Origin of the sequence: Cryobacterium sp. LW097 (assembly GCF_002205495.2) — a bacterium.
In the GTDB taxonomy this organism is placed as follows: Bacteria; Actinomycetota; Actinomycetes; order Actinomycetales; family Microbacteriaceae; genus Cryobacterium; species Cryobacterium zongtaii.
On sequence record NZ_CP021994.1, the window covers coordinates 117,770 to 142,361 of the forward strand.

General features: G+C 62.0%; 28 protein-coding genes and 6 pseudogenes. 14 read left to right on the forward strand and 20 right to left on the reverse strand.

All coding sequences use genetic code 11. The features are described from left to right. Nucleotides 1–32: 32 nt before the first annotated feature. Nucleotides 33–533, forward strand: coding sequence for a hypothetical protein (locus B7495_RS18935; protein WP_134480598.1), 501 nt, complete (start codon nt 33–35; stop codon nt 531–533). A 324-nt stretch (nt 534–857) separates the two neighbouring features. Here the strand turns inward: B7495_RS18935 and B7495_RS18430 are convergent, their stop codons facing one another. After that, a complete protein-coding gene (locus B7495_RS18430; protein ID WP_165789045.1) occupies nt 858–1,433 on the reverse strand; it encodes a DUF4232 domain-containing protein in 576 nt (191 codons plus the stop codon). 324 nt (nt 1,434–1,757) lie between these two features. Here B7495_RS18430 and B7495_RS18435 point away from each other — a divergent pair, with 324 nt between their 5' ends. Further along, nucleotides 1,758–2,402, forward strand: coding sequence for a recombinase family protein (locus tag B7495_RS18435; protein ID WP_088458308.1), 645 nt, complete (start codon nt 1,758–1,760; stop codon nt 2,400–2,402). A gap of 89 nt (nt 2,403–2,491) precedes the next feature. On the opposite strand, the gene B7495_RS18440 is transcribed toward B7495_RS18435, so the two are convergent. Together B7495_RS18440 and B7495_RS18445 are read right to left on the reverse strand one after the other, a co-directional pair. Beyond that, complete coding sequence (locus B7495_RS18440) at nt 2,492–2,905, reverse strand: RidA family protein (protein ID WP_088458271.1); 414 nt, start codon at nt 2,903–2,905, stop codon at nt 2,492–2,494. 186 nt (nt 2,906–3,091) lie between these two features. Continuing rightward, on the reverse strand, nt 3,092–3,979 hold the full coding sequence (locus B7495_RS18445) for an SDR family NAD(P)-dependent oxidoreductase (protein ID WP_088458272.1): 888 nt from the start codon (nt 3,977–3,979) through the stop codon (nt 3,092–3,094). A gap of 99 nt (nt 3,980–4,078) precedes the next feature. Here B7495_RS18445 and B7495_RS18450 point away from each other — a divergent pair, with 99 nt between their 5' ends. Genes B7495_RS18450 through B7495_RS18460 form a run of 4 tightly spaced genes read left to right on the forward strand, consistent with a single transcriptional unit; the run spans nt 4,079 to nt 6,444 of the window. Continuing rightward, nucleotides 4,079–4,471: a VOC family protein gene (locus B7495_RS18450; RefSeq protein WP_088458273.1), complete on the forward strand. Its 393-nt coding sequence runs from the start codon at nt 4,079–4,081 to the stop codon at nt 4,469–4,471. Beyond that, the gene (locus tag B7495_RS18455) at nt 4,453–5,070 is read left to right on the forward strand and encodes a TetR/AcrR family transcriptional regulator (RefSeq protein ID WP_088458274.1); all 618 of its coding nucleotides are present in this window, start codon (nt 4,453–4,455) and stop codon (nt 5,068–5,070) included. The genes B7495_RS18450 and B7495_RS18455 overlap by 19 nt, the downstream gene beginning before the upstream one ends. Before the next feature lie 46 nt (nt 5,071–5,116). After that, the gene (locus B7495_RS19750) at nt 5,117–5,635 is read left to right on the forward strand and encodes a putative immunity protein (protein WP_370028325.1); all 519 of its coding nucleotides are present in this window, start codon (nt 5,117–5,119) and stop codon (nt 5,633–5,635) included. Continuing rightward, on the forward strand, nt 5,590–6,444 hold the full coding sequence (locus B7495_RS18460) for a CPBP family intramembrane glutamic endopeptidase (RefSeq protein WP_103461432.1): 855 nt from the start codon (nt 5,590–5,592) through the stop codon (nt 6,442–6,444). Before B7495_RS19750 ends, B7495_RS18460 begins: the two co-directional genes overlap by 46 nt. 499 nt (nt 6,445–6,943) lie before the next feature. Here B7495_RS18460 and B7495_RS19440 read toward each other — a convergent pair. Further along, nucleotides 6,944–7,102, reverse strand: a pseudogene (locus B7495_RS19440) (ATP-binding protein); the annotation flags it as partial. Between the two features lie 4 nt (nt 7,103–7,106). Between B7495_RS19440 and B7495_RS18470 the strand changes: the two are divergent. Further along, nucleotides 7,107–7,502: pseudogene (locus B7495_RS18470) on the forward strand (IS982 family transposase); the annotation flags it as partial. Between the two features lie 169 nt (nt 7,503–7,671). Here the strand turns inward: B7495_RS18470 and B7495_RS18940 are convergent. Then, nucleotides 7,672–8,223, reverse strand: coding sequence for a peptidoglycan-binding protein (locus B7495_RS18940; RefSeq protein ID WP_151199613.1), 552 nt, complete (start codon nt 8,221–8,223; stop codon nt 7,672–7,674). Nucleotides 8,224–8,667: 444 nt separating this feature from the next. Here B7495_RS18940 and B7495_RS18480 point away from each other — a divergent pair. Beyond that, nucleotides 8,668–9,211: pseudogene (locus tag B7495_RS18480) on the forward strand (IS110 family transposase); the annotation flags it as partial. Then, nucleotides 9,141–9,326 carry a hypothetical protein gene (locus tag B7495_RS19755; RefSeq protein WP_370028327.1) on the forward strand — a complete coding sequence of 62 codons (186 nt, stop codon included), beginning with the start codon at nt 9,141–9,143 and terminating at the stop codon, nt 9,324–9,326. The pseudogene B7495_RS18480 and the gene B7495_RS19755, both read left to right, overlap by 71 nt. A 195-nt stretch (nt 9,327–9,521) precedes the next feature. Here B7495_RS19755 and B7495_RS18485 read toward each other — a convergent pair whose 3' ends face one another. The 5 genes and pseudogenes from B7495_RS18485 to B7495_RS18945 all read right to left on the reverse strand — a co-directional run bounded on the left by B7495_RS18485 (nt 9,522) and on the right by B7495_RS18945 (nt 13,308). After that, nucleotides 9,522–9,755 carry a hypothetical protein gene (locus B7495_RS18485; RefSeq protein ID WP_134480599.1) on the reverse strand — a complete coding sequence of 78 codons (234 nt, stop codon included), beginning with the start codon at nt 9,753–9,755 and terminating at the stop codon, nt 9,522–9,524. Nucleotides 9,756–10,531: 776 nt separating this feature from the next. Further along, entirely contained in the window at nt 10,532–11,698 is a 1,167-nt protein-coding gene (locus tag B7495_RS18490) for an LCP family protein (protein WP_240632539.1), read from the reverse strand. A gap of 358 nt (nt 11,699–12,056) precedes the next feature. Beyond that, nucleotides 12,057–12,185 (reverse strand): hypothetical protein, encoded by a 129-nt coding sequence (locus B7495_RS19520; protein ID WP_255416820.1) that lies wholly within the window; start codon nt 12,183–12,185, stop codon nt 12,057–12,059. Between the two features lie 149 nt (nt 12,186–12,334). Then, a pseudogene (locus B7495_RS19445) lies at nt 12,335–12,454 on the reverse strand (recombinase family protein); the annotation flags it as partial. Nucleotides 12,455–12,522: 68 nt separating this feature from the next. Next, the gene (locus tag B7495_RS18945; protein ID WP_134480600.1) at nt 12,523–13,308 is read right to left on the reverse strand and encodes a hypothetical protein; all 786 of its coding nucleotides are present in this window, start codon (nt 13,306–13,308) and stop codon (nt 12,523–12,525) included. Between the two features lie 209 nt (nt 13,309–13,517). Between B7495_RS18945 and istB the strand changes: the two genes are divergently transcribed. Next, nucleotides 13,518–14,330: an IS21-like element helper ATPase IstB gene (istB, locus tag B7495_RS18505; protein ID WP_088458280.1), complete on the forward strand. Its 813-nt coding sequence runs from the start codon at nt 13,518–13,520 to the stop codon at nt 14,328–14,330. Nucleotides 14,331–14,341: 11 nt separating this feature from the next. Here istB and B7495_RS18510 read toward each other — a convergent pair whose 3' ends face one another. Further along, complete coding sequence (locus tag B7495_RS18510) at nt 14,342–14,764, reverse strand: YkvA family protein (protein ID WP_088458281.1); 423 nt, start codon at nt 14,762–14,764, stop codon at nt 14,342–14,344. A gap of 775 nt (nt 14,765–15,539) precedes the next feature. Here B7495_RS18510 and B7495_RS19760 point away from each other — a divergent pair. Beyond that, nucleotides 15,540–16,254, forward strand: a pseudogene (locus tag B7495_RS19760) (hypothetical protein). Between the two features lie 228 nt (nt 16,255–16,482). On the opposite strand, the gene B7495_RS18520 reads toward B7495_RS19760, so the two are convergent. The 3 genes from B7495_RS18520 to B7495_RS18530 are packed head-to-tail and all read right to left on the reverse strand — an operon-like array spanning nt 16,483 to nt 19,394. Then, nucleotides 16,483–17,331, reverse strand: coding sequence for a hypothetical protein (locus B7495_RS18520; RefSeq protein WP_088458282.1), 849 nt, complete (start codon nt 17,329–17,331; stop codon nt 16,483–16,485). Nucleotides 17,332–17,346: 15 nt separating this feature from the next. Next, nucleotides 17,347–18,963, reverse strand: coding sequence for a relaxase (locus tag B7495_RS18525; RefSeq protein WP_240632540.1), 1,617 nt, complete (start codon nt 18,961–18,963; stop codon nt 17,347–17,349). A 38-nt stretch (nt 18,964–19,001) separates the two neighbouring features. Continuing rightward, on the reverse strand, nt 19,002–19,394 hold the full coding sequence (locus B7495_RS18530; RefSeq protein WP_088458284.1) for a plasmid mobilization relaxosome protein MobC: 393 nt from the start codon (nt 19,392–19,394) through the stop codon (nt 19,002–19,004). Between the two features lie 239 nt (nt 19,395–19,633). Between B7495_RS18530 and B7495_RS18950 the strand changes: the two genes are divergently transcribed. The 3 genes from B7495_RS18950 to B7495_RS19450 all read left to right on the forward strand — a co-directional run bounded on the left by B7495_RS18950 (nt 19,634) and on the right by B7495_RS19450 (nt 20,724). Continuing rightward, entirely contained in the window at nt 19,634–19,972 is a 339-nt protein-coding gene (locus tag B7495_RS18950) for a hypothetical protein (RefSeq protein ID WP_134480601.1), read from the forward strand. Between the two features lie 235 nt (nt 19,973–20,207). Next, entirely contained in the window at nt 20,208–20,525 is a 318-nt protein-coding gene (locus B7495_RS18535) for a glutaredoxin family protein (RefSeq protein WP_088458285.1), read from the forward strand. Next, complete coding sequence (locus tag B7495_RS19450) at nt 20,497–20,724, forward strand: AlpA family transcriptional regulator (RefSeq protein WP_121678522.1); 228 nt, start codon at nt 20,497–20,499, stop codon at nt 20,722–20,724. The genes B7495_RS18535 and B7495_RS19450 overlap by 29 nt, the downstream gene beginning before the upstream one ends. 1 nt (nt 20,725) lies before the next feature. On the opposite strand, the gene B7495_RS18545 is transcribed toward B7495_RS19450, so the two are convergent. The 6 genes and pseudogenes from B7495_RS18545 to B7495_RS18570 all read right to left on the reverse strand — a co-directional run bounded on the left by B7495_RS18545 (nt 20,726) and on the right by B7495_RS18570 (nt 24,234). Next, nucleotides 20,726–21,223, reverse strand: coding sequence for a hypothetical protein (locus tag B7495_RS18545; protein ID WP_088458286.1), 498 nt, complete (start codon nt 21,221–21,223; stop codon nt 20,726–20,728). Beyond that, nucleotides 21,220–21,801, reverse strand: coding sequence for a recombinase family protein (locus tag B7495_RS18550; RefSeq protein WP_088458287.1), 582 nt, complete (start codon nt 21,799–21,801; stop codon nt 21,220–21,222). The genes B7495_RS18545 and B7495_RS18550 overlap by 4 nt, the downstream gene beginning before the upstream one ends. Before the next feature lie 6 nt (nt 21,802–21,807). Then, nucleotides 21,808–22,548, reverse strand: coding sequence for a Fic family protein (locus tag B7495_RS18555; protein ID WP_205748757.1), 741 nt, complete (start codon nt 22,546–22,548; stop codon nt 21,808–21,810). 98 nt (nt 22,549–22,646) lie between these two features. After that, nucleotides 22,647–22,877 carry a hypothetical protein gene (locus tag B7495_RS18560; protein ID WP_088458289.1) on the reverse strand — a complete coding sequence of 77 codons (231 nt, stop codon included), beginning with the start codon at nt 22,875–22,877 and terminating at the stop codon, nt 22,647–22,649. 222 nt (nt 22,878–23,099) lie between these two features. Beyond that, a pseudogene (locus B7495_RS18565) lies at nt 23,100–23,691 on the reverse strand (recombinase family protein). 231 nt (nt 23,692–23,922) lie between these two features. Next, nucleotides 23,923–24,234 (reverse strand): hypothetical protein, encoded by a 312-nt coding sequence (locus B7495_RS18570; RefSeq protein ID WP_134480602.1) that lies wholly within the window; start codon nt 24,232–24,234, stop codon nt 23,923–23,925. Nucleotides 24,235–24,592: the final 358 nt, after the last annotated feature.

Below are 24,592 nucleotides of genomic sequence, written 5' to 3' on the forward strand. Positions count from 1 at the left end.
TGAATCGAGCAATCGGCGGGATAGTCGGCGCAGTGGCAACCAGCATGCTGCTGGCATCCTGCTCACCACCCGCCCAGCCACCCATGCCCACAGTTTCAATGACATCATCATCAACGCCGACATCTCAGCCGACTGATCCGACCGCGGCCGCAACGTGCGAGACTGTTTTCACCGCCGAGGAGTACAGCAGTCTTGAAGCCGACGGCTTCAAGCTGGAACCTGACATCTTCGTGCTCGACGATGAGATGCAGTCGATCATGGATGATGGCTTCGGATGCTACTGGACCCGCGGGGGCGGTGACGTTCGAGTGTGGTTTGCCCAAGCAGCACAAACCGCTGAGGACTGGGATGTGCACAAGCAGCAGCTTCTCGCGTCGGGCTGGACTGAGATTAACGCCCCCGTTGATGGCTCCATCCAAGCTTCCACCCACCCGGACAATAATGAGATACCCGCGATGGCCCATCGTGATGGTGTCACTTACTACGCCAGTTACTCAGCGTTCCTCGGATCTGTGGAGGCACTTCAGGGCTGATAGCTGTGACTAGAGTCTGCGTCTCGCAGAGCGAGCCTGGATGATCGCGCCGCGGGTACAGGTACCACCCGCAGCATGTGAAGGTTGGCGCTCGGAAATCTCACGCTGGAGAGCGAGCGGTGTCTCGCAACCGAAACGGCTTGCGCAGCCTGCTTCACGCCGTGCTCACGAACGCAAACCGATCGCCGGTCGCATGGCCACGGGTCCGTCAGCGTTTTCGCCAACTAAACCGTTAAGACGATGGCGGCGGGCGGGCCGCCCTCGGCGCGGCCGAAAAAGGGACGATTCCATCGACCCCGAGGTCATCTCGGATCAATCATCCAATTAGGAGATGACATTGTCCTTCGTCGGCGCGATGTTGAACGTCAAGAACCCCGCGGTGTCTGGGTCGCAAATTAAGAGATCCTTCACATCTGTCAGGATTTCCTGGCCGGTCTGAGGAATTCGGATCCGGATTGCATCTGCGCCGACGAGGTTGCAATTCGGGAAGCGGGTGCGCCCGCTGAATCCAATCAGCACATAGGCGGCGCCCCCGGGTTCCACGGAGACTACCTGGTCCGGGATGTCGTTGAGTTGTGAAACAGGGCCTCCCACGGTTAGACCGGATGAGTCGATCAAGTCAGCGTCCGGATACCCCGACAGCTCGCAGCCCGTCGAGGTCGTGTTGGTCAGCTTTATGTAGAAGAGGCCATCGCTCTCCGGGTAGTCCTGTTTGAAGATTTCCCTTGTCGACGTGAAATCGCAGCCCGCTGCTGGGACATCGGGCGTCGTCGAAGCGATTGCCGCCGGCGTCTCGCTTGATGTCGGCGACGCCGGGGAAGCTGAGTTCGTGGCGTCGGGTGCCGCGTCCGCGCAAGCCGTGAGTCCGACTGCCGCCAGGAGCAGCGTCAGCAGTCCCATTACTTGGATCAGCTTGCTAGGTCGAACGTTCATCTGGTGCCCCCCCGGTTTGAGCCTTGCTGTGTGTGCAGTATATGGCGGGCCGACGGTGTGGCAGCCGTCCGACCGCTGTGAAGATTCGGACCTTATCGCAGACTTGACCTCCGACGGGGTGAAGTGTCTCGCAACCTCAGAGTGTCAAACCCCATCGGATACAAGACGCTGCCCACCCGCTCTGAGACAACGAGGGTTACCAGGTCGATGCGCCAAAGAGCGATCACAGAACGCCGCCACAAAGCGCTAACAGTCACATATTCGAACGTATAAGTGACAGGAGTCTTGACCGTGCTCATGGGGTACATGCGCGTCTCAAAAGCTGACGGCACTCAAACGACCGACCTGCAACGCGCCGCACTTCTCGAAGCCGGGATCGACGCGGAGCTGCTTTATCAGGATCACGCTTCGGGAAAGAAAGACGACCGGCCGGGACTCGTCGCCTGCCTGAAGTCTCTTCGAGACGGTGACACTCTCGTTGTCTGGAAACTTGATCGGCTCGGCCGCGACCTGCACCACTTGGTCAACACTGTTCATGACCTCACTGCCCGAGGCGTCGGGCTCAAGGTCCTCACCGGGCAGGGCGCCGCGATCGATACGACCACCGCGGCGGGAAAGCTCGTGTTCGGGATCTTCGCCGCCCTGGCCGAATTCGAACGGGAACTGATCTCCGAACGTACCGTCGCCGGCCTCGCATCCGCCCGAGCCAGGGGTCGCGTCGGGGGCCGGCCCTTCACGATGACCCCTACAAAGGTGCGCACAGCGATGGCGGCAATGGGCAACCCGGAGACGAACGTCGGCGAACTCTGCGACGAGCTTGGCATCTCCCGACAAACCCTCTACCGACACGTGTCGCCAACCGGCGAGATCCGAGCGGATGGAACTCGGATCTTGAACCGTCCTGCTTCCGTTCGACGGACATCACGAAAGCCGTGACACACCGGATTACAGCGCAGGGGTCTGTCTCGAATTCGACGGCGATGTAACCTCTTCCCCTCGTGACCAGGTGCCGACGGCAGATAAGATCACGGTCGCCCACACACGAAACTGCCTTCAATTTCGACAAGCAGGGGTGGGGCGGCGAGGCCGGCAACGATAAGCACGGTGTTGGGTGGGAACTCGCCAGCCGGGAACCAGTCGGCGTACACCTCGTCACGAATGGCGTTGAAGTCAGGAAGGTTGTCGCGCCCGACAATGTAGGTCGTCAGCTTTACGAGGTCCGCAGGGGCGGCGTGCTGGGAGTCCAGCAGGGCACGGATGGCCGTGAAAACCAGGCGGGTCTGCTCGGCCGCACTCCCGGGGACTGTGCCAGTGGACGTGGCACCGATTTGTCCCGCAAACGTGGCCACGGGGGTGTCTTGGCCCACGATGCTGAGGTGGCTGTACTTGCCGGCGGGGGCAACAGCGGAGGGAGGGTTGCTGCGCTGGACGAGGCTCATGATTGACGGTACTGCCTTCAGGAGGGTGGTCGGTGCTTTGGTCAGGAGGACATTGCTGGAACAGGCACGGCTTTCTCGGCCGTTCCACTATCGGTTCGACCTGGGTTAGGTAGGACGCTCCCTTCCGTTGCTGACTCCGAGGCCCTCCATCACACCGACCGGTGGCAGCTGAGGGAGGCAGGTTTTTCAGCTGGCGGCCAGAGGCGCATTAATCGGGACTCGGGTCATTTCTGCCGACAGCATCCACAGCTTTCGCGCCATGTGTTCATCGAGGGCGACTTTGGCGACCGGAGCAACGACAGGGTTGCCTTTCAGATGGAAAAGACCCCCCGGCCCCACGAGAGTGCCACTGGGCAGATCCGAGACCGCTGCTGCAATCAAGGACCGTGCCCCGCCCGCGGCATCCTGAGCGATCACCGGGCCCAGAACCTTGTCGATAACCCGGAAAGCGACACTGCCCACATGCGAGGTCAGGCTCGTACGGGCGTAACCAGGGTGGGCAGAAAGCGAACGAACGCGGGATCCCGTCCCGGTCAGTCGGCGACCAAGTTCGCGCGCGAACATCAAGTCAGCGAGCTTCGATTGCGAGTACGCCTTGCCGGAATTGAAGCGCCGCCGGTCGTAGTTAGGGTCGTCGAGGTCGATCGAACCCGATCGGTAGTAATCCGACGTGACCGTCACCACGCGATCCCTGATCAGCGGCAACAGCCGCATCGTTAGGGCGAAGTGGCCCAGGTAGTTCACACCGAACTGAGTCTCGAACCCGTCCTCGGTCCGACCCAACGGCGGCATCATGATCCCGGCGTTATTGATCAGGACATCGATGGGTTCCGTTCGCGAATCGGCGAACTGCTTGATGAAGGACAAGCTGCCCAGCTCAAGGGTTGCAACGTCTACCCGACCCGGCGTTTTCGCAGCCGCAGCCTGTCCTCGCTGGAGGTCACGGACGGCCAAAGTGACATGGGCACCTCCTCGAGACAAGGTCGCTGCAACGACTTCACCGAGGCCCGAACTCCCCCCGGTGACAACGACCCGTTTGCCTGCAAGACGCGACGCGTCCTCGCTCAGCTCCATGAATGTCAATGAATCTCCTCCATTAGGGACCGCGCAACCTTGCCGACCCGACGATTTAACGCTACGCTACCGTCGCGTAGCTCATTGAAGGAGACAATCATGAATTTGCGATCTGTCCGTATCGTCACGACTGACGTACCCACCTCGGCCGGCGTCTTCGCTCGGCTCCTCGGTCGAGAAGCAAGCGGGTACCCGGAGTACATGGAAGTTCCGACCGACGGCGCCGTATTGGCGTTTTGCACGCCGGCCGGGTTGGCCGCGGCGACGACGGCGCTAGCCGGAAGCGCGCCGGGTACTCAAATCCTCGAGTTCGAAGTCGACGACCTCGATGAAGTCCGAAAAGAGCTCGATGATTCCGTACAGATGATCCAGACGCCAACAGTCCAGCCCTGGGGCAACCGTTCCATGATCCTCCGGACGGCGGACGGCACCCTCGTAAACTTCTACACACCCGTCCCCGACGCCGACCGGGCATGGCCATCCCAAAACTGACCGCGAAAGGAACTTCGGTGGCGAACAAAGAACGAGTCGACACTCGCGTCGAACGGACGCGAACAACGGTCCTTGCGCACACCTACGACCTCCTCGTCCAGGACGGCTTTTCAGGAGTGAGCATCGACGAGATAGCTCGCCGGTCCGGCGTGGCAAAGACGACCATCTACCGTCACTGGCCAACCCGCACACGACTGCTCCTCGACGCCTGCTCGAAGTTGGGCGTCAACCTCGAAATCCCCACTCAGGGCACCTTCGAAACCGACCTCCGACAAGTCCTCACAGACGTCGCGCAGCGGCTGGAGAACGCCGGCTGGGCGAAAGTGCTGCCCTCGATCATGGACGCCAGCGAACGAGATCCCGACGTGGCGAAGGTGCAAACCCTGCTCCAGACCATTTGGGCCGCGCCGGTGGTGCGGATCGTCGAGGACGCCGTCGCCCGTGGAGAGATCCGCCCCGGAACGGATGCCGACGTCGTCGCTGCAGAAGCCCTGGGACCGCTCTACTACCGCCGCTGGTTCTCACGCCAACACATCGACCCAGCACTCCTTGATCGCATCGTCACAAACCTCTGCCGATCGCTGACCGATGCTCGGTGAGCGTAACTCAACCCATCTCCTTAGACGGATCCGGCTCTAAAGGCGGATGTCGCGAGTCGAGAAAAGACCTGGCACAGGGTACAACCACACGTTTCCGCACGTAGCCTCGGATACCAAGGTGTGCACAAAACACCGGATATTTGTGCACCCAATCGCGAGCATTGACAAACACGCCCGGAATGACACGGCCGCGCCGCGTCCGGTAGACCCGTCCGAAATAGGTTCCGGTGAACGGGGGCGGCTTCAAGGGGTCGTAGCATTCCATCACGCGCTCGTGTTGTGGGCGGCGAGCTGCGCCGACCGCGCTCTGCCGATCTTCGGGGAGCAGCGACCAGGTGATGACCGGCCGCGCGTAGCGATCGCCGAAGGGATGACGTTCCGTCCCGAACGTCATCCCTTCGCCGGACGCTCGCGACCGACTCGGCTCGGCAGATTAGGAAGGCGCCATGGTGCATGGTACTGCATTCTCTTGTCCGGCGCAGCGCGTCCAGCGCCACGCATCCGAATACCGAAGGAATCATGTTCAAGAATCTCTCGGACCGCACGAGTTCGATCCTCTACGTAGTCCTCGTCGCCTCAGTCGCCGCGTCCACTGCCTCGTTCGCCGGCGGGCTCGTCCTCGCCATCTCGCCGCTGCTCGTGACCGCCCTGATGATGTTCGTGGTCACTCGGGACGGATACCGCGCGGAAGGTTGGCGCCGACTGGGAATCACCCGCCTCGGTCTCCGCTGGTGGCCGGTAGCGCTTGCCGCGACCGCGGGCGTCTCGGTCACGGCAGCGGGTATGACCGTCGTGCTCGGCTTCTCGCAGATCGCGGCACCCACCGCGGCCGCCTTGCAGGACCTCCTCTCGCTCTGCATCACCGGCACGGTCCTCGCTTTTGCTGAGGAGGTCGGATGGCGAGGGTACCTACAACCGCGCGTGGTGCCGTGGCTGGGTGAGAAATTTGCCTATCTCGGTATCGGTGTGGTGTGGGTCATTTGGCACCTCATGTACATCCTATTCACGCCCTTCTACCACGCTGACGGAGACCGATGGATCGTGCTCACGCTGTTCTCCGCCACCGTCATCGCGTTCTCCTTCCTGTTCGGCCAGCTTCGGACTCTGTCCGGCAGCGTCTGGCCGGTAGTGCTCGCTCACGTCGCACACAACGTCGCGTTCGCGTGGATCGGCTCTGCTATCGTGCTGACCAACCAGACAGTGCTCGTCAACGAGTACCTAGCGGGTGACACCGGGCTCTTCGTCCTCCTCGGCACCATCGCGACGGTGATGGCTATCGCAGCCCCAACGCGAGGAGCCCGCCCAGTAGCGCGGAATGACGAAGGAAAGGGCGCCCGAAAGGCGGCATCCCTCCACCGGTCGCATCGCGGATGACGAAGTCCCCATGCGTAACCGGCGGCGACAGGCCAGGTAGTTGCAGAGCGTTCTACCCACGCCTCGCGCTCGGCGGTACCGTGCAGCAGTAACACTGCGGTTGGCGACTTCGTGCGGCGGGCGGCCCAAGAACTGCGATCTCTCATGTTGCATCAGACGGAAATACCGCTCGTTTGCCGTGCTGGGCGATCTTGTCGGGCCGAAAGCCTGACCAGTGGTCGTGCTCATCGACCACCACCACCGGGGCCTGGCTGTAGCCGAGTTCCTGCGTGACGTACTCGGGGTCAGCTCACGAAACGGAATGAATAACACGGTAAGAGTTGAATCCGCTCTTCCCTAGTTGGGTGAACGTCATTGTTGGCGGGCTGGAACCCAGCGGTAGAGCGTGGGGACCGAGACGCCGAGGTCCTTGGCGATGTCGGCGTGGAGATTGCCCTTCAGCGCCCACTGAGTATTGCCGGTGAGCGCCAGCGGTTCAGCTCGCGCTCACCGACCTGGATCACGCCGCGTTGTCCGCGGTGTGTTCACGCATATTGGTGTCGCCGGTCTCGATCCATATCGTGTTGTGGATGATCCGGTCCATGAGGGCGTTCGCGTGGACTCCCGAGCCCAGCCGCTGGTGCCAGCCTTTCTGCGAGCACTGGGTGCAGAACACTGTCGGGGGAATCCGGCTCTATCTGATCTGCACTCCCGACGGAATGCCCGAAATCTGGGGCCTGGCTAACCCGAAAATCGGTGAACACGAACCCGCCGAAACAATGCTCCGCCATGACCGACACCTGCTCCACCTCGACCAAGTCATCATCGGCGACAAAGGCTTCGCCGGCCGCGAATTCGAGACGTTCATCACCGACAACCTCGGCGCGCACCTGATCCCTCACGACCGCAAAGACGAGAAGAAACGCTTCGGGAAGCTCGGCATCATCCGCCAATCGGTCAAGTCCGTGTTCGACACCCTAGTGGGCTAACTCACCCTCGAAGACCAGGGCGGCCGCCCCGTCCCCGGGCTCTACTCCCGCGTTGCTGGCCGCTTACTCGCCCTCGCCGCAGGTATCTGACACAACTGGCTAATCGGAACAGCCAACAAGCGATCCCTCATCGCCTAGGACCATTAGGACTCATTCAGCTAGGCGCCACCGCGCGCTCCAGGAACACGAAAAAACGCCCTTGTCGAGTGGAGCATGTAGCTCCGCCCGACCTGGGCGTCTGTTCTATGCCAGTAAGCGCCTAGAACCGCGCACCGGGGCTATAAAAGTCGTAGCCGACAGCGCGGTCGAGGTTCGACCAGCTGTTCGTGCCCATGACTCCGTCGATTGGTCCGGTGTACCTGCCTCCGTGGCTACCGTCAGCCGCCCAACGCTGCAGCGCCTTGTAGGTGTTGGAGCCCGGTGCCCCGTCAATAGGTCCGGTGTAGCCGTAGTACTTGGCCAGGAAACGCTGCACCCCCTGCCAGCTTGCGGTACCCATGGCCCCGTCGACGGGTCCAGTGTAGCCGTTGCGTGCAGCGGGGCCCTCCTGGAGTCGACACTGCAGGTACCCGGAGAAGCTCGTGCTACCGCCGTTTGAGGACTGGCAATATGCCGAAACAGGGTTCATCTTGATGAGTCCGGCAGCCGGTTGGACCGCACTGATAGTCGTGGATACCGGCGAGGTCGCCGCGACCGGAGTGAGCGTCGCCGCCGACGCGGGTACTGCTGTTGAAACGGCAAGCACGCCGACCGTGAGGACTCCCCAAGCAGCTGCACTGAACCGCGACATATTTGATTTTTGCAAAACCATTCCCCCAATGTCGAAGACATGCTCGGAATGAGCATCCTCTATTTGTCACATATTTCTCCACCCTCAAAGGGCTCGGCAAGACCCTCTAGTGGGGCTTGCAGCGAGCTGGCCAATCTGGCAGGATTTCGAATCGACCGGAGGGCGAGCCAAGCCATGCTGTCCGGAGCGGTGTGACATTCCCGAGGGGACAAGGCGGTCACAGAGTCCCGTTACTTTCTTCATAGCCCTTGGGCGTGTAGTCCTGTGAGGGTGTTGGCCTGTCAGTCCCGGCATGGTTCTTGCCCCCCCCCCCCCCCGTTGTCCATGATCCGGGGGGGGTGTTGTCACCGGGACTGACTGGCATTGAGTATTCGCTGATAGGGGCTGGACCGGGACGTGTTCCAGGCCATTCGCAACGTGGCTGCCGCGGTTCAGTCCGACGAAACGATACCTGAACGGAGCATCATGATCGAGAACTACGACAGCGTTGACGTCTTCATCGGCGTGGATGTTGGCCAGGGAGAACACCATTCGGTCGCCCTCGACCGGGCGGGCAAGCAACTCTTCGACAAGGCCTTGCCCAACGATGAGTTGAAGCTGCGGGACCTGATCGGGCGGCTGAAACGACACGGCCAGGTACTGTTCGTCGTGGATCAACCCGCGACAATCGGGGCCACTGCCGATCGCCGTCGCCCAGGCTGAGAACGTGCTGGTCGGCTACCTGCCGGGCCTGGCCATGCGGCGCACCGCTGACTTGCACGCGAGTGAGGTCAAGACCGACGCCCGCGACGCCGCGATCAGCGCCCAAGCAGCCCGAAGCCTCCCGTACGCGCTCCGGTCGCTGCAACTCGCCGACGAACAGGTCGCCGAGCTCTCCATGCTCTGCGGCTTCGACGACGACGTCGTCGGTCAGACCACTGCCACGAGCAACCGGATCCTTGTTTCTCTCTGCATTCGCCGCGCTCCGCAACCCGCTCTCACGCGCCTGCTACGACCGCAAGATCGCCCAAGGCATACGCCACAACCAAGCCCTCATCGCCCGCGCCCGGCGACGCTGCGCCGTCCTCTACGTCATGCTCCGCGACGGCACCCTCTACCAAACCGACCATCCACTCGCCGCTTGACAAAAACATAGGGGCACCCCACCCAATGGGGCCTCGTTGAGGCCGAAGCGGGGGGGGGGGGGGGCGCATGCAGCGGGGATCTCCCCGTTGGCGATGGCGCCACCACGTTTCCAGAAAGACGAAAAGACGCCGGGTCTAGAGGGACCATATAGTCCCAACTAACCCGGGCGTCACTTCTGTGATTGAAAGCGCCTATTACCGCCGGACGCCCGGGTAATAGAAGTCGTACTCGGTAGCGCGGTCAAGGCCGGTCCAGCTCTTAGTGCCCATGACCCCGTCGATCGGCACGGTGTAGGTTCCCCTGTGGCCATCGTCTGCGGCCCACCGCTGCAACGCCTTGTAGGTGTGGGTTCCCGGCGCTCCGGCAATGGGGCCCTTGTACCCGTATGACTTGGCCAAAAAACGCTGCACCCCCTGCCAGCTGTTCACACCCATGACCTCATCGACACGGCCGGTATATCCTTGCGTGCAGCTGGACCCTCCTGAAGTCGGCATTGGAGGGACCCGGTGAAGCTCGTGCTGCCGACGTTATTGGACTGGCAATACCCCGAAACAATGTTTGCCCTGAACAGCCCGGCCGCCTGTTGGACAGACTTCGCCGTTGCGAACAAGGGGGGCCGTCACGGCCACCTGAACAGGTACCGCGGCCGATGGGGTGAGCGTTGCCGCCGAGACCGGGACTGCCGTTGAAATGAAGAGCGCGCCGACGGCGAGGAACCCCCGATGATGATGATGGCGAGTCGCGACATATTCACTTTTTCCAAAGCTATTTCCCCAATTTCGAAGAATGCTAGGGCGAAGCATCCTCTATGCGTCACCTTTTTCTCCACGCGCTATCACTCGGCAAGACCCTTTAGTGGGGCTGGTGACGAGTGAGCCGGTCGGACAAAGTTACGAGTCGACCGGAGGGCTGCGATTCGCAGACGGCAGGACGGCCGAGCCGTCGTCGTTTCGCAAGAAGGTCACGCCGCTCAACCGCTGATTCGCACCGAGAGCCGCATGGACGGACTCGGGTCTCAGATCTGACGGGATGCGCCCCGTGGTTCTCGCCAGTGAACATCTCCTTTGGCGGCAGTGGCGACAAGCCTCTCTGCGCTGGTGAAGCGATGTTCTACGGGATCGCCAGGGCCCCGCTGCTACCGCGCTTCTAAGCCCTGGACAGTGCGGTGTGCGCTCAATAGTCAGGGCCCCGGATCCAGTTAGTGTCACCCGGTGAAAGCCTGGGCGCAGGATTCGTCCTGAGCAGTTTGTCCGGCCAACCCGTCCAAGGGTTGGGCGCTTGTCTCCGGAGCAGGTGCGGCGGTTTCGTTGGGTGTCTCCGGCGCGGGCTCATCCGTTGCTGGGGGCAGAGGCTCAACCGTGGGTGTTCCTGCCGTGGCCTCGGGGAGAGCGAAGGGCTCATCGGCTGCGAGTTTGGCGAACAGCTCATCAGCCACATCCTGTATCGGTACCACTTTGTTCGGGAAGTCGGGATCGTCGGTCGTGCCGGGGTATTGCACGAACAGGAGTCGATCCAGGTTGATGTCTTTGAGTGCCAGGGCCATGGAGACCATGGTGTCGATGTCGGCCAGGTTGGTCGAGAGCCGGATATTGGTCGCGGCAGCGTTGGCCAGGTTGATCAGAGTGGGGATGTTGGTGAGCGTGCCGTTGCTCTTGACGGTGCGCATGAGTGAGGCCATGTACATCTGTTGCGAGGAGATTCTCGCCAGGTCGCTGCGGTCGCCGACGCCTTCGCGGCTGCGCAGGAATGCCAGAGCGTTCTCCCCGGCGACGATGCTCGGCCCTTCAGGCAGGTTGAGGCCCGCGTCAGGATCGTTGATAGGCGCGCTCAGACAGATGGGTACGCCACCCACGGCGTCGCTCATCTCCACAACACCGCTGAAGGTAATGACGCCGGCGTAGGGGATGTCTAGTCCTGTCAGCTCGGACACCGTCTGGACCACGCAGGGTAATCCGCCGCGAGACATGGCCTCATTGATGGGGCGCGCCGACATGGCGTCAAAAGTCTCTTCGGTTTCGGCGTCTGTGCACTCGGGGTGCGCCACGATGAGGTCACGAGGGATGCTCACCACGACCGCGTTCGTGTGGTCTGCAGACACGTGCACGAGAATGTTCACATCGTTCAGAGTCGCGTCTCGTTCACCATACGCGGCACCTTGGGCGGCATCGTTGTCGACGCCGACCATGAGGATGTTGAACCCATCTCGGTAGCTTCCGAGCTGGGGCGCTGGAGCATTGGTCTGTCCGACGCCGATGTCGATGGCATTGTCATCGACCTTCTGACTGAAGCTCGACACGGCAATGGCGGCCACCGAGGCCGTGCTGACGAGAGCCACAGTCAGCCCCACCGCAACCAGCTTGAGGACGTTCACGTAGGGATTGGATCGCTTCAGACGTCCATGACGTGCGATTCCCACTACCCGTGTGCTTCGCCTGCTGCTATCCGCCACGACGACCCTCCCCAATGCGACTGATTGCTGATTAAACAGTTCTCCACCGTGGTTGATCTGTCTCGGCAGTACTGTCGAGCGTAGCGCCTGGTCCGCCAACGGAAATGCGCTCGACACCCAGCATGGTTCAGCAGTGCGCGCAGCCTCTTCATGGGTCGCTGATCGTGCTGGTGAATTACTTCGTCGCTCGACGGCTACGTCTCCCGATCCGTAATGGTTCTTCGTGCCCAAGACTCATTGCTGAAAACAGATCCGGCAAGGGGGCGCCCCCATGTTTTTGTCAAGCGGCGAGTGGATGGTCGGTTTGGTAGAGGGTGCCGTCGCGGAGCATGGCGTAGAGGACGTCGGGGCGTCGCCGGGCGAGGGCGATGAGGGCTTGGTTGTGAGACTGTAAGGCGTTCGGAACCATGACGAAAGAAAGAGTCGCCGGTTAACCGACGACGTTTTCTTCACGACCCTGCAACTTGAACGACGCAATCGAGGAGGGGCGGCGGCGATTGACCGTGATATCCACCATCTACCATCTCGCTATGTCGAGGCGCTCTCGCTGGATAATGCCTACTGGCGGCGGTAGAGAGTCGCTCGACTCCAGCCCACAAGGCGTGCCGCATCCTCAGCGGTGCGCCCCTTTGCACGGGCGTCGTTTGCGATCGCGAGTTTTTCAGCGATGACGGCAGGGTTCTGGATTTTTCTGACAAGCCGCGGGAACAATCAGCGTTGATGTCTCTTCGGAGACAATTGTCAGTTCAGGAGACCATTGGCTCCCCCGTCTGTATAGAGCGCGGAGCCGGGCGCTCAAATTGTAGACGAGGTGATGGTGTCCGCATCAGGCCGTATACTTCCTCAGCGATCAGCGTGACGCTACGCAGATTCTTAACCATCACCGCGCAGCGGAGGTAAGCGATGTCATCGACGTGGCGCAGGCAGGTGAGAATTCCGACGGCGAGCTGTGCGGAGTGAACTGTCGTTTGGCCGCTTAGGCTGTCGAGAACGAATTTTGCGGCCATATCAGCGGTGTACTCAGCGTTTGAGCGTCCGTCGAGAGCGTACTGAATGCTCTTCAAGAACTGGCCGTACGCAAATTTGGCCGGCTCCCGATTGTTCTTCTTCAGCACTGTCGTCGGATGGTGGGTCGTCACCGGTGGTGACCAGCGGAAGCTACGGTTTTGCTGCACGGCTGCTGATATAGGTGCGTCGAGCTTCGGGAAAGATTTCAGTAACCAGTTGAGGACATCGGTCGCACCCGCCCACCCCGCAGGTGAAAGGGACTTTCCCGAAGAAGGGAATTGGCGTCCACGAGTCGAGAGCGCATCCAAAACGCGTTGGATCCGCGTTTCGTCGCGGTCTAGTTCGACCTCCACCATGTCGATGGTAGCTGAGTCGAGCACCGCAACACGGAGGTGGGGGAATTTGGCCCGTTCGGCCGCGCGGAGCGGTCGCTGAGCTTTCTTGTAGTTGCGGATCAAGTTGGCACTCACTCCATTGGCCACTTCGTCTATCATCTTCGTGCTTGTTGTGGTGTGGCCGGCCATGAATGAACTGCGAAGGCTCGCCCGCTATTGCGAGCCGGCGAACGGCTGAATGCGGTTGGTTCGCGAACTCCGGATCCCGAGTTGCTCAAGCCGTAGCGGTTCGGTTTCGATTGTTTCGAATTTGTGCTTTCCGAGGCCCTTGCAACGCCGCATGCGAGTAACTGATGCCGGTATCGGATGCTCCCCAGCATCAAGAAGGGAACAGCTTCATGACCACCACGACCAGCATCACCACCACCTTGAGGCGGCGGCGAGGCTTGACAGCGGAAACGGCGAACGCTGCGATCAACCAGGCATGCCGGCGGCTTCGGCTGCCAACGATCCGAGCCGTTGTCGACGAGGCCACGACCGTCGCGCAGAAGGAGCAGCTCAGCTATCAGGGGTTCTTGGCAGAGCTGCTGCTGGCGGAGTGCGACGACCGCGACCGGCGGTCTTGGGTCCGCCGGGTGAAGGCGGCAGGGTTTCCCCGGGACAAGTGGCTCGGGGACTTCGACTTCGATGCCAACCCGAACATCAACCCCGCGACCATCAACACGTTGGCCACCGGCGACTGGGTCCGTCGAGGTCAGCCGCTGTGTTTGATCGGCGATTCCGGCACCGGGAAGTCCCACCTGCTCATCGCTCTGGGCACCGCGGCGGCGGAGAAAGGGTTCCGGGTCAAATGCACGCTCGCCACCAGGCTGGTGAACGAACTCGTCGAGGCGGCCGACGAGAAGAACCTCGCCCGGACCATCGCCCGCTACGGGCGAGTCGATCTGCTGATGACCGACGAACTCGGCTACATGGAATCGGACCGCCGAGGCGCCGAGCTGCTGTCCCAGGTCCTCACCGAACGGGAGGAGAACAACTCGATCGCGATCGCCTCAAACGAGTCGTTCTCCCGCTGGACGAAGACCTTCACCGACCCGAGGCTCTGCGCGGCAATTGTCGACCGGTTAATGTTCAACGGCACCATCATCGAGACCGGGACCGACTCCTACCGTCTCGCCCACACCCAAAGGCAACAGCACTCGAGCGCCTGAACCAGTGACGGTTAAGAGGAAGAAGTCAGAACGGCCAGACGAAGAACCGCTTGCAGGCCGGCAGGGGTCCCGGGCCAGTGCTGCTCGATCGCAGCGCTTCCAGCCCGGCGGGTCGCGAAGCGAAGAGCAATCGCGACGACGAGCGCGTCGTCGGCATAGCCAAGGACCGGGATGAAGTCGGGAATGAGATCGATCAGGGACAGCAGATACACCAGTAAGACGGCGAGCCAGATCCGCACACCCACGGGCACGGTCCGATCGCTCGTGAGACGTTTCAACAATCGCGCCACGTCCGGCGCCAGACGCAACAGGTCCAGCAACGATGCCCGGGCAGGATGCTTCCGCTGCTCGAACCAGAGCAACAGCACGAGGATTAACCAAATGAGCACGAGCCCGAGGACGATGCTGAGGAGAATCTGCCACCACTCGGACATGACTACTGCGCGGCCGGACGGAGAATGTGAATCACTTCTCGGAGTGCGTAATAGGCGATAATGAATCCCGCCACCGGGTCCACCCCCGCCGAAGAAGCGCCGGGCCCGAAAAGAGAGCCGCGCCGCGATCATTGAGAGACGTCATAAACCAATTGTCGCAGTGAACTCCGACCAATCGTTGACCCAAGCAGCCACGGTGGGTCTCGTTTAGATTGCCCGTGAAACCCCGTCATACCGAAGCGGGTCCGACCTAGATTGCCCTCGTGGGTCCCATTTGGGTTGACATGACCACGTCCTCGTAGCTCAATCAATCTATTATTCCATCCCCTATCTCTAGGGATACAAGGCGCCTCAAGGCTATGCCCTGCACTTCCTCGAAACCGTCGGGACCTCGCGGCACGGACATCTTTAAGCAGAGCGACGAAGATGCGTTGGCGCCCACCGGGGCAGCTGATCTCGTTTATATCAGCTATACCTTGGGCTTCGAGTCCTGGCTCTCTTGCTGTGCCCTAACCCCGACGCGTGTCCAGCCGAGCAGCAGCTTTCCGGGCGCGTCTTGAAAGCAACCTCTGGCCTGGCTGATGAAGACGCGCCTCAATAGCCGATCCCCTGTCGCGCATTCCCCCGTAGGGCGACACTCGTCGTCCTCAACAACAGTCACTGATAAACGAAAAACAGCCCTTCGTTGCCGAAGGGCCGTTCGTTTCGTATGTCCGCGAGGGAGGCCTAAGCCAACATGTCTCACGACTCGTTGCGGCCAGTATACGCTCAAACTATGGAGGCAGCTGTGATTTCCCAGATAAGAGCTGCTATCTCGATTCCCCGAATCAGTACTAATGACGCAGCTATCCCGGGGAACCCCGCTAACGCCCTTGAGCTCTACACCTGGAATGCGCAGGTTTCGGCCGCTTTCATGCTCCCCCCTCCACTTTGTTGAGGTGCTAACCCGAAACGCAGCGGCGGAAGGAATCGAGACCGTATACGGAGCGCGCTGGCCTTGGTCGCAGGGCTTCGAACAAAGTCTTCAAAGCCCTCCGCCAAGGTCGCGCAGTTACAATCCTCGCCGCGATCTCAGGAACACTCGCACTGGGAAACCGACCGCTGGCAAGGTCATCCCCGAGGTCAAGTTTGTCTTCTGGCAAAAGATGTTCACCGCTCGCTACGATCAGCGGCTCTGGGACCAACAGATCCTAAGCCTGTTCCCCAATGCGTCAGGCTCGTCACCATCAGGCGTCCGTCAGAAGATCTACGACCACCTCGAACTCATCCGGAACTTTCGTAACCGAGTCGCTCACCACGAGCCGATCTTCTCTCGAAATCTCAACGATGACTTCAGCGCGATCACTGAACTCGTCTCAATGCGTTCGCCTGCGGCCGGCACCTGGTTGAGTGACCGAGAATTAGTGACAGAACTCCAATTTGAGCGTCCCACCGCCGGCATCCAGCCCGCGGCGCATAGCCCAACCGGCGCAGAGCGGTCCACCAGATGAAGACGCGCCCAACCTGTTTAGAGTCGACCTCAGCGGGATAGGACGGACATCCCTGCAGCAGTCCGATGAGGGATCGGCCGGCTGGCACTCCCCCGACTATCGATACGCCCGGATCCTCGGGACAGGACAATGTCCGATAGACCCGCCCTAAAAAAATGCGGTGGACGGGTTCTACGTGAACTGCTGGCACAAGCCGTAACACAAACCATGCAGCGATTCAGTCACCCGCTATCGGCTAAGGCCGCCGCGTTCGCGCTGCAGGCCGGCAGCCTTGATGTTGGTGCGGGACTTGGGCTGCTTGCCTGGCTTGGTCGCCACGGCTGCGCTGGCGTGGGTGCCGTTCTCTCGATCGGCAACCAGGCGAACCTTCTCCAGCTGAGGGTCGACACCCGACTTCTCCATGTCGGCTGCGAAGGATTCGCGGCGCCCGGCGCTGTCGTAGGCGTTCGCGGCGTTGTCGCGAGTGACGTCTGCCTTGCCGGTCAGTTCCTTCCGTGACAGCCCCTCCGTGGGCTCGTCGTGGGTGTTCTCGGCGCGCTTCTGGTCGCGGTCGCGTTCTTCGGCTTTGCGGTCCAGCTGGTCGGCTACCGTGAGCAGCGATGCCGCTTCGGCGTAGTCCTTGCCGCTCTCGCCTCGGCTCTCCGCGGCAGCGCTGCGGTCCTGCTGAGCCCGGGCTAGTGCCTCTCGCACTGCGAGGGGATCGGCGTCCAGGTTGTTGACGTCGATGCCGTACTGGCCACGCAGTTCCTCGCTCATGCGATCGGACGTACGCGCAATGTCGGGATCCACGGTGCGCCAAGCGTTGGCCGTCTCGTAAGCCGTGGCAATGTCGTCGACCCCGGCGGTGTTCCACCACTCTTGCTGCTGCACGGGAGCCAGGCTGGCTCGTGCTGCGTTCCGCTCCGCATCGAACCGTGCCTGTAGCTCCTTGGTCTGCTGCTCGGTGCGCGCCTGGGCGTTCCTGGCTAGCTCCTCACGGAGCCGGGCGAAACGCTCGGCCATCTGCGTGGCCACGGTCAGAGCGACCCGCATCTGCCCGTCGAACGCGTCGCCGATGCCGTCTGCTTCTTCGGCCATGGTGATGCCCCCTCGTTATCTCTCGTGACCGTCGCGCTCGTTCGGCGTGACGGTGGTCTGTGGCTTGTGGGACTCGATTCGCGTCGGCACGGGCGAGCCCGTTCCGGGGACGACCTGGCCGCGCTGTGCAGCCTGGACGATCTTCGCTAGCTCCGGGTCAAGTCCTTCGGCCGGCGTCGGCATGGCGTTGTTGGTCTGTCCAGTTTCGGCGCGCACGATAGCCGGCAGACGGTCACGCACCTGCGAGTACTGCTCCCGCAACGTGCGGTCGAGCTGCGATGCGCGCTGGGCATCACCGATAGCTGTGTGCATGTCCATGACCGCTTTGACGGTCGATGCGAGCTGGCGCAGCATGATCGCCTCGGCCATCGTTCCCTGGCCCTGGGTCGATGCCTGCAGCAGCATCATCGTGGCCCCGGCGACCGACACCCGGCCGGCGGGCTTCGGCTTGGATTCGTGGGCGCGGATCTGCGCTGTACGGGACAGGTCCCGTGCGGTTTGGGCCAGCGGTCCGGGCGTCGCCTCGACGCGCTGTGACCACGCCGCGAATGCCCCGGCGGTGTCGCGGGCCAGGTGCGCCCAGCCGGCGCGGTCCTCGAACGGAATCTCTCGCATCTGCACGCGGAGCTGTTTGATTTCGTCGGTGTACTGCTTCCACAGTTTCGGATCTGGCGTCGTCTCTTCCCGGCCCGGAGCGACCGGGCGGTACTGCCACGGGTTCTTGCTCGTGGCCCTCCACTCGTCCACTGCGCCTTGGGCACTCTGGGGGCTGTCCGGCCATCCCTCGCGCATGCGCGGGAGGGTCAGGTCGCGGGCGAGTCGGCCACCGCCGTACCAAACGGGCTGCGCGCCCTTCTCCGGTCGTAATGCGACGGAGTAGCCGGCCACAACGTCGTCGCGTCCAGCGGCGAAGCGGGGCCGCACGAGTGCTCCACCGTGGCGCATGCGGCGCACAAACTCCCCCTCGTCGAGGGAGGCCACCGACGCTGAACGCACGATGCGTTCCAGCTTGTGGGCCTCGACCTCAGTGCCGGTGCGGTGCGCCCGGGCCTGCTCGGCGGGCTTGATCCCGCGCTCACCGATGCCGCGTTCCCGCGACTCCAATTGTTCCAGGCCGTAGTCGCGTTCCAGGTCACGGCAGATGCCCTGAGCTTGCTTGAAGTCGTTGTGTGTCGGTGCCTTGGTGCCGTCCTCGCGGACTAGCGAGACAGCGATGTGCACGTGATCGTTGCCGTTCGTCGAGAGGCCGTGACGCACAGCAACCCATCGGCAGTCGGCCTTGCCGCTGGCCTCGGTGAAGCCCATTCGATCCACGAAGTCTTGGGAGATGGCGCCCCACTTCTCGTCCGAGAGCTGCCCCTCTTCTGCGCGCAGCGACAGCGAGCAATGCCAGACGTCGGCGGCGACTCGCGTCGTGATCGACTCTCCGGTATCTGGATCAGTGATGCGCGCCTGGCGTGTGACCTCGACTCCGAGTTTCACCCGCGGTTCGTCCAAGTCCTTTGCAATGGCCAGGGCCGTATCGCGGTCGAGAACGCCGTACCCGTGCATGGTAACAACGGCTGAGTTTCCGGCGACGAGGTGCTGTTCCTCGTGCTCGTTCGACTTACCGGCGCCGGCCAGGTAGACCATGAGTCCACCCATTTGGCCGCCTCGGGTGATGTTGGGCATCATGAGTCGGCCAACGTATCTATCGCGGCTGAAAGGCGAGGGACCATCGCGCGGTATTCCGCAATGATCGACTCGGCCTCAACGGGAAACTGGCTCTCGGTGTTCGCGAACTTGGCGAGCTGGTTGGCGTTGTTCGCGACGCTGGCCAGCAGCTTACGAACGGCGAACAACTCGACGATTGCCAGCTTGCGGTCTGTCGAGGTCTGGACCTGAGAATCCATGGCCGACTCGAACAACAACCGCGGCACGGTGACATCTCGAAGAGCGGCACGGGTCTGCAGCTGAATGTCCTCCGCGTCGGAGACGTAAACGCTGTAGTGCTTCTTCCTGGGAGTGTCCGCATTCTTGCGGCGCTTCCGGCCAAACAGGCGACCCTCATTCGTGTCGCTCATGTTCCATCCACTCCCCTGGCCCAGCGCAGCGAACCCCCGAATTTCGGGGGGACCATACGACAAGTATGCCGAATCTGACGCCCCGCGTCCAGATTCAAAGCAAGTTACCACCGGTAACTCTATAGCTTGCTCCAAAAAGGGTTCACTTCATCGGCGCGAATTCGAGGGTGAGAGTGAACTAAAGCAAGTGCTCGCACTTGTCTGGCCGGGAACGCTATTCCCTCGGTACTGTCGACTGTATGAGCGATGCAAATGTGACTAACGACGAAGTGGCCGTGCGTGCACGCGCCTTGATTGAAGCCGACGTGTCGGCTCGTGTGAATGCGGTTGTGGCCATAGCTGAGGCGGCAAAGCAGAACGACGTTGCAGATGCGCGACTCAAGCAGGCAATCAAGGATGCTGAGGCGGCTCATAAAGAGTCCAGCAACGCACACGCCACCGCGTGGAAGGCGGCGCTAAATGCTGGCTGGACTGAGAAGGAACTGCGCGCAACGGGCGTTCGAGCGCCCGGGCGTTCGGCACCGAAGGCGCGTAAGCGCCGCGATGCGCCCACAGTGACGGACGCACCTAGCGAGTGACCATTTCGTAGCACGAAGCGACACAGTAGGCCCCGCCAGAGCGTGCAGCTCGGCGGGGCTTTGTCGTACCCTCCGGAGTTTTGCTTTAACCAAGAAGTGCTCTGCAGTGGAACGGGTTGCACTTCGCTCCCGCGGGAGTAAAGGGTGCTGCGCAGATTCCTACGGAATCCGACCTTCGGTCGCCCTTGACACCCCGATAAATCGAATAGTTCAGGCCATCTGTGATCTGACGTCGATGGACTTCCGGACTGAGAGGGGAACAACCGTGAACGACTCACTGACCGTTTACACACTGCCGGGGTGCATGCAATGCGACCTGACCACGCGAGTGCTTGACGACGCGGGGCTGCCGTACATCGTGGTCGACCTGGCCACGGATGCAGGCGCGCTCGACGCTGTGAAACAGCTCGGCTACTCGTCCGCACCGGTCGTCGTCGTCGGCGCCGCGAGCTGGTCGGGATTCCGCCCGGACAGAATCAAAACCGTGGCCATGGCACCCGCCACCGTGCCGGCCAGCTCGACCGATGAGCTGGGGTGCGACTCATGGGAGTAGCCAAGAGCCGGCCGCAGGTCGCGGAGCCGAAACCGCGGAGCGGCTGCGACTGAGCAGCCGGGATCTGGCGCGGCTCAGGCACCGCGGCGAGGGGCCGGCCTTCGTCGCTCTGTCGCGAAAGACCGTGCGCTATCTGCGGTCGAGCGTCGACGAATGGGAGGCTCGGCACACCGCCTGGGACGGCGACCGTCCCGCGTAGGTCACCGACCGACGTCGTGGTTCTGGTCCTGCTCGGGGCTCTCGGCGAGATGCCGGGGCCCGGCCGGCGCGGCGTGCTTGCCCGGCGCGCGAATCTCCGTCGCGCTCGTCGGGTAGCTGCGGGCGTTCAGGTCAACGATGCGCTGCAGCTCGGGATCCAGCGAGGCAGGGGCCGGCTCAACCACGGGCAGCGCCGACCGCGCGTGCAGCTCTTCGATCGACGCGGGCGGCGTCTCCCCCGCGTAGATCGCCCTCGCGCGCGCTTCCGCGAAATAGCCCTCAGCTGCACCTGGTCGCGCGGTGTCTTCGGTCGGCTCATCGAGTCGTCCGTCATCGATGTGAGTCGCCCCGTCGACCTCGGCGTAACTCCCGCCGTCTAGGTAGATATCAAGCTCCCGTTCAAACTTGCGTTCGCGCTCACTCTGGCGAAACTCGTCCGCGAGGATCCCGGCCGCGATGGCGTCAAACCCGTCTTCGTTGCTGGCTGCAGCGTCGGTCATTGTGTCTCCTTCGATTCGTGTTCGTCGGTGTCGTCAGCGAGAGCGCGGCGCACGCTCGATGCACCGACCTGCAGCGTTTGGGCGATGGTCGCCCAGGTCGCTTTCTCGGCGCGCATGCGCCGGGCGACCTCGACGCGTTCGGCGGTCATCACGCTTGGTCGACCACCGAGCCGGCCCCGGGCTCTCGCGGATGCGAGGCCGGCGCGGGTGCGGTCGGAGATGATGCGACCATTCATCTGCGCGAACGCGGCACAGATGTGGAAGAACAATTCACCGCCGGGGGTGGTGGTGTCGAACGGTTCCGTGAGCGATTTGAACTCCACGCCCCGCTCCCCCAGGTCAGCGACAATGGTCACGACGTCGGTCATCGACCGGCCTAGCCGGTCGGTGCTGTAGACCAGCAGAGTGTCACCACGGCGCAAGAACTTCATGCACTCGGCCAGTCCCGGCCGAGCCGCGTTCTTGCCGGTCAGCTTGTCCGAGTAGATGAACTCGGCACCCGCCGCGCGGAGCGCGTCGCTCTGCGAATTGAGACTCTGATCCTGCGTCGATACGCGGGTATATCCAACTACGCTCACGACCCGCTACCTTCCATAGCCTTTCCCAGTGCTGTGCCCCTGGCCCGGTGCCTGGTAGCCCCGTCCTTCGGCGGGACTGCCCTGAGTCGGTCGGCCAATCTCTGTCGCACTCGTCGGGAAATTCCGTTTGTTCACATCGATGATCCGCTGCAGCTCCGGGCTAAGCGGGAGCGTCTGAACAGGCGCGGGCTGCGCTCGATCCAACGTGATCTGGTCAAACACTGCCACCAGCTCCGCCGGGCGCACCCCGAGGTAGCCGGGCTCGGGGCGGGAACGCTCTGACTGCTCATTCCACACAGCCTTATCGACCAGGTGGAAGTCCAGTTCGAATGGCGATTGCTCGGCAACGTGCTCAAGAAACAGCTTGCCTGTGCGACCGTTGCCCTCTCGGCCGAAATGCGCCTGATTGATGTTCGCGTAGACGGTGGCGAGCGTTGACACGAAGTCCTCTCGCCCGATGGCGGGTAGATCCGCGGTGCGGATCGCCTCGGTGGCGTTTCGCCAGTAATGATCGATCTGGTTCGGCTGAGCAAATGGTTGACCACCACCTTTGTTCATTCCGAATGGCCTCACCTCGCCGGCCCAGTTTGGGTAGAGGTCTGAAAACAGTGCTTTGTGCAGCTGCCGGGCGTGCTCAAGGTCGAACGTCCGCTCGATGGGGATCGCACCCGATTGGATGGAATCACGAACCCGGTCCGCCACGACATATTCGACCTGCTGTAGCAACGCTCGGTCGCGGATCCCCATGACGTTCCGCATCACTACCCCTCCGCCTGGCTCCCCAACGGGGTACAGCGTCGAAGGAAAGTCTGGGAACGACGTATCGAAAGGCTCCGTGCCGGCCGTCATAGGGTGTCGGTAGAGATACCGAGTTCAGCGAAAGCGAGAACCTGGAACTGCTCTGGAGAAATCTTCTTCGTCGCCAGGAGAACAGCCAGCTCGACGTCGCGCCGAGATGCCTCACGGCCCTCGTGGGCATCGCTCCCGAAATTGCTCGCCACCCGCCGCGCGGTGGGCTCATCGACGCCCTCGAAGAGGTCCGGGTAAAGCGCTTGAACGTCATAGCCAGCGGTCATTGGAAGCCCTTTCGACAATTCTTCCCATTTTACATGATTTAGCCGAAAACGTCTAGAGTTAGCTTTCGGTAATTATGATTCCGGCAATGAGTTTTGGACAGGTGGGGCGATCGCCGTTTCCGCTAAATGCCGGCATTCTGTGATCGCTCCATGTGTGACTGTTGGCGCTTCGTGGCGGCGTTCTGTGATCGCTATGTGGCGCTATCGAACCTCAGGTGCTTCCTAATCAGGCAGGAGACCCAGGGCGCGCGCCCGCCGATAGAAGGTTGCTCGGGACATTCCGAGGTTCCGTGCGACTTCGGCGGCTGGCTCACCGCTGTCTATGAGGCTGCGAGCGTTGCGTATTCGACTGTCGGTGATGATCCGCGGGCGACCGCCCAAATTTTTGCCGGCATTGCGGCGTTTCGCGATCGAGTCGAGTACGCGCTCTCGCTTGATTTCATGTTCCATCTGACCGAGTGCGGCCATGATCGTGAACAGCATGGAACCCATGGGTGTTGCCGTGTCGACGTCGCCGCCGCCCAGGTTCAGTACGCGGAGGCCGGCGCCGCGGCCGCGGAGTTCTTCAGCGAAGGCAAGCATGTTCTGTGTCGATCGCCCCAGCCGGTCCAGAGTCGTGATGACGAGAGTATCGCCCACCTTGAGGGCGTCGAGTGCGCGGTCGAAGTTCGGCCGTGAGGCGCGAGCACCGGAAACGCCGTTGTCGACGTAGAGGTCATCACGCCGGACACCAGCGGCCAGAAGGTCCAACCTTTTGCCGGTCGGTGGATTGCTGGCGCGTTGATACGCGCGCGTAGCCGATCAGTTTCGTCACGATGCTCCTGGGTGTCTCATAACTAACGGTTAGTGTCGCGATTCAAGCAGGAGGTTACGCGACGTAGTTAAGAGACTCGCCGAGCCCCATAATTCCGCCAGTGTTGATGGGGTCTAAATGACGCTCGTGAGACGTCTCATATCCCTAGGGTTTCGAGACGCTTCGAACAGAATCCGTCCATGTCGTGCGAATCGCTGGGTTTGTGTATGCAGAGGTGCATTAGCAGCCGGCCTAATTTCCCTGAATTAGGTCGACGAGGTCCTGGGCGCTCTCATCTGGCGCAAGAGCGATTTGCACCTGGTCACCCGTCGAGACGTCCATGACGCGGACCGCCGCTTGCAACTTGTCCCCGATCTTTATGAGTAGGCGTGCCGAGTCCCCTGCCCCGACGGCCTCTTCCGTGAGCTCCTGCCAAACTTTCGCGCCGTCATCGTTGAACGTCACGTCGACCGCGCTCTGCCCGTTCTCCGCGACACTGGAATTCTTGACGCCGGCTTCTTGGAATGTGGAGGGAAGCAGCACGCTGTCGCCGTTGACCAACACGCACTGAGAGTCCGACCCCGCAGTGCAGGTGTCCGAGACCGCCATATCGATAGTTCCCCCTGTCCCCGACGATGCCTCGTCGGCACCAGCGGAAGACGAGCAGGCGCTAAGCGCAAGCAGTACAAGTGCGGCCAAGGTGAGCCTTGATGTTCGGAAAGACATGATCGTCCGTTCTCTGGGTGGGATTCAATGGCCGACACAGCCCCCACTGCGACCGTAAGGCTCCGGGTAGCTAAGCGCCAGCATCTGCTAGTTCCCGCGGGCTGGCACGCCGCCCCACTTTGGGCCGCAGAGAATCTCGGGCCACATCGACCACAGCTACGATTCCTCGAGCTGGTGTCGACACCTCAGAACAACT

Coding starts and splice junctions, on each gene's coding strand:
- B7495_RS18430 (WP_165789045.1), bottom strand. CDS start 1,433: ATGGGACTGCTGACGCTGCTCCTGGCGGCAGTCGGACTCACGGCTTGC.
- B7495_RS18440 (WP_088458271.1), bottom strand. CDS start 2,905: ATGAGCCTCGTCCAGCGCAGCAACCCTCCCTCCGCTGTTGCCCCCGCC.
- B7495_RS18445 (WP_088458272.1), bottom strand. CDS start 3,979: ATGGAGCTGAGCGAGGACGCGTCGCGTCTTGCAGGCAAACGGGTCGTT.
- B7495_RS18450 (WP_088458273.1), top strand. CDS start 4,079: ATGAATTTGCGATCTGTCCGTATCGTCACGACTGACGTACCCACCTCG.
- B7495_RS18455 (WP_088458274.1), top strand. CDS start 4,453: ATGGCCATCCCAAAACTGACCGCGAAAGGAACTTCGGTGGCGAACAAA.
- B7495_RS19750 (WP_370028325.1), top strand. CDS start 5,117: ATGTCGCGAGTCGAGAAAAGACCTGGCACAGGGTACAACCACACGTTT.
- B7495_RS18460 (WP_103461432.1), top strand. CDS start 5,590: ATGTTCAAGAATCTCTCGGACCGCACGAGTTCGATCCTCTACGTAGTC.
- B7495_RS18940 (WP_151199613.1), bottom strand. CDS start 8,223: ATGGTTTTGCAAAAATCAAATATGTCGCGGTTCAGTGCAGCTGCTTGG.
- B7495_RS19520 (WP_255416820.1), bottom strand. CDS start 12,185: ATGGTTCCGAACGCCTTACAGTCTCACAACCAAGCCCTCATCGCCCTC.
- B7495_RS18945 (WP_134480600.1), bottom strand. CDS start 13,308: ATGGCCGGCCACACCACAACAAGCACGAAGATGATAGACGAAGTGGCC.
- istB (WP_088458280.1), top strand. CDS start 13,518: ATGACCACCACGACCAGCATCACCACCACCTTGAGGCGGCGGCGAGGC.
- B7495_RS18510 (WP_088458281.1), bottom strand. CDS start 14,764: ATGTCCGAGTGGTGGCAGATTCTCCTCAGCATCGTCCTCGGGCTCGTG.
- B7495_RS18520 (WP_088458282.1), bottom strand. CDS start 17,331: ATGGCCGAAGAAGCAGACGGCATCGGCGACGCGTTCGACGGGCAGATG.
- B7495_RS18525 (WP_240632540.1), bottom strand. CDS start 18,963: ATGGTCTACCTGGCCGGCGCCGGTAAGTCGAACGAGCACGAGGAACAG.
- B7495_RS18530 (WP_088458284.1), bottom strand. CDS start 19,394: ATGAGCGACACGAATGAGGGTCGCCTGTTTGGCCGGAAGCGCCGCAAG.
- B7495_RS18950 (WP_134480601.1), top strand. CDS start 19,634: ATGAGCGATGCAAATGTGACTAACGACGAAGTGGCCGTGCGTGCACGC.
- B7495_RS18535 (WP_088458285.1), top strand. CDS start 20,208: ATGGACTTCCGGACTGAGAGGGGAACAACCGTGAACGACTCACTGACC.
- B7495_RS19450 (WP_121678522.1), top strand. CDS start 20,497: ATGAGCTGGGGTGCGACTCATGGGAGTAGCCAAGAGCCGGCCGCAGGT.
- B7495_RS18545 (WP_088458286.1), bottom strand. CDS start 21,223: ATGACCGACGCTGCAGCCAGCAACGAAGACGGGTTTGACGCCATCGCG.
- B7495_RS18555 (WP_205748757.1), bottom strand. CDS start 22,548: ATGGGGATCCGCGACCGAGCGTTGCTACAGCAGGTCGAATATGTCGTG.
- B7495_RS18560 (WP_088458289.1), bottom strand. CDS start 22,877: ATGACCGCTGGCTATGACGTTCAAGCGCTTTACCCGGACCTCTTCGAG.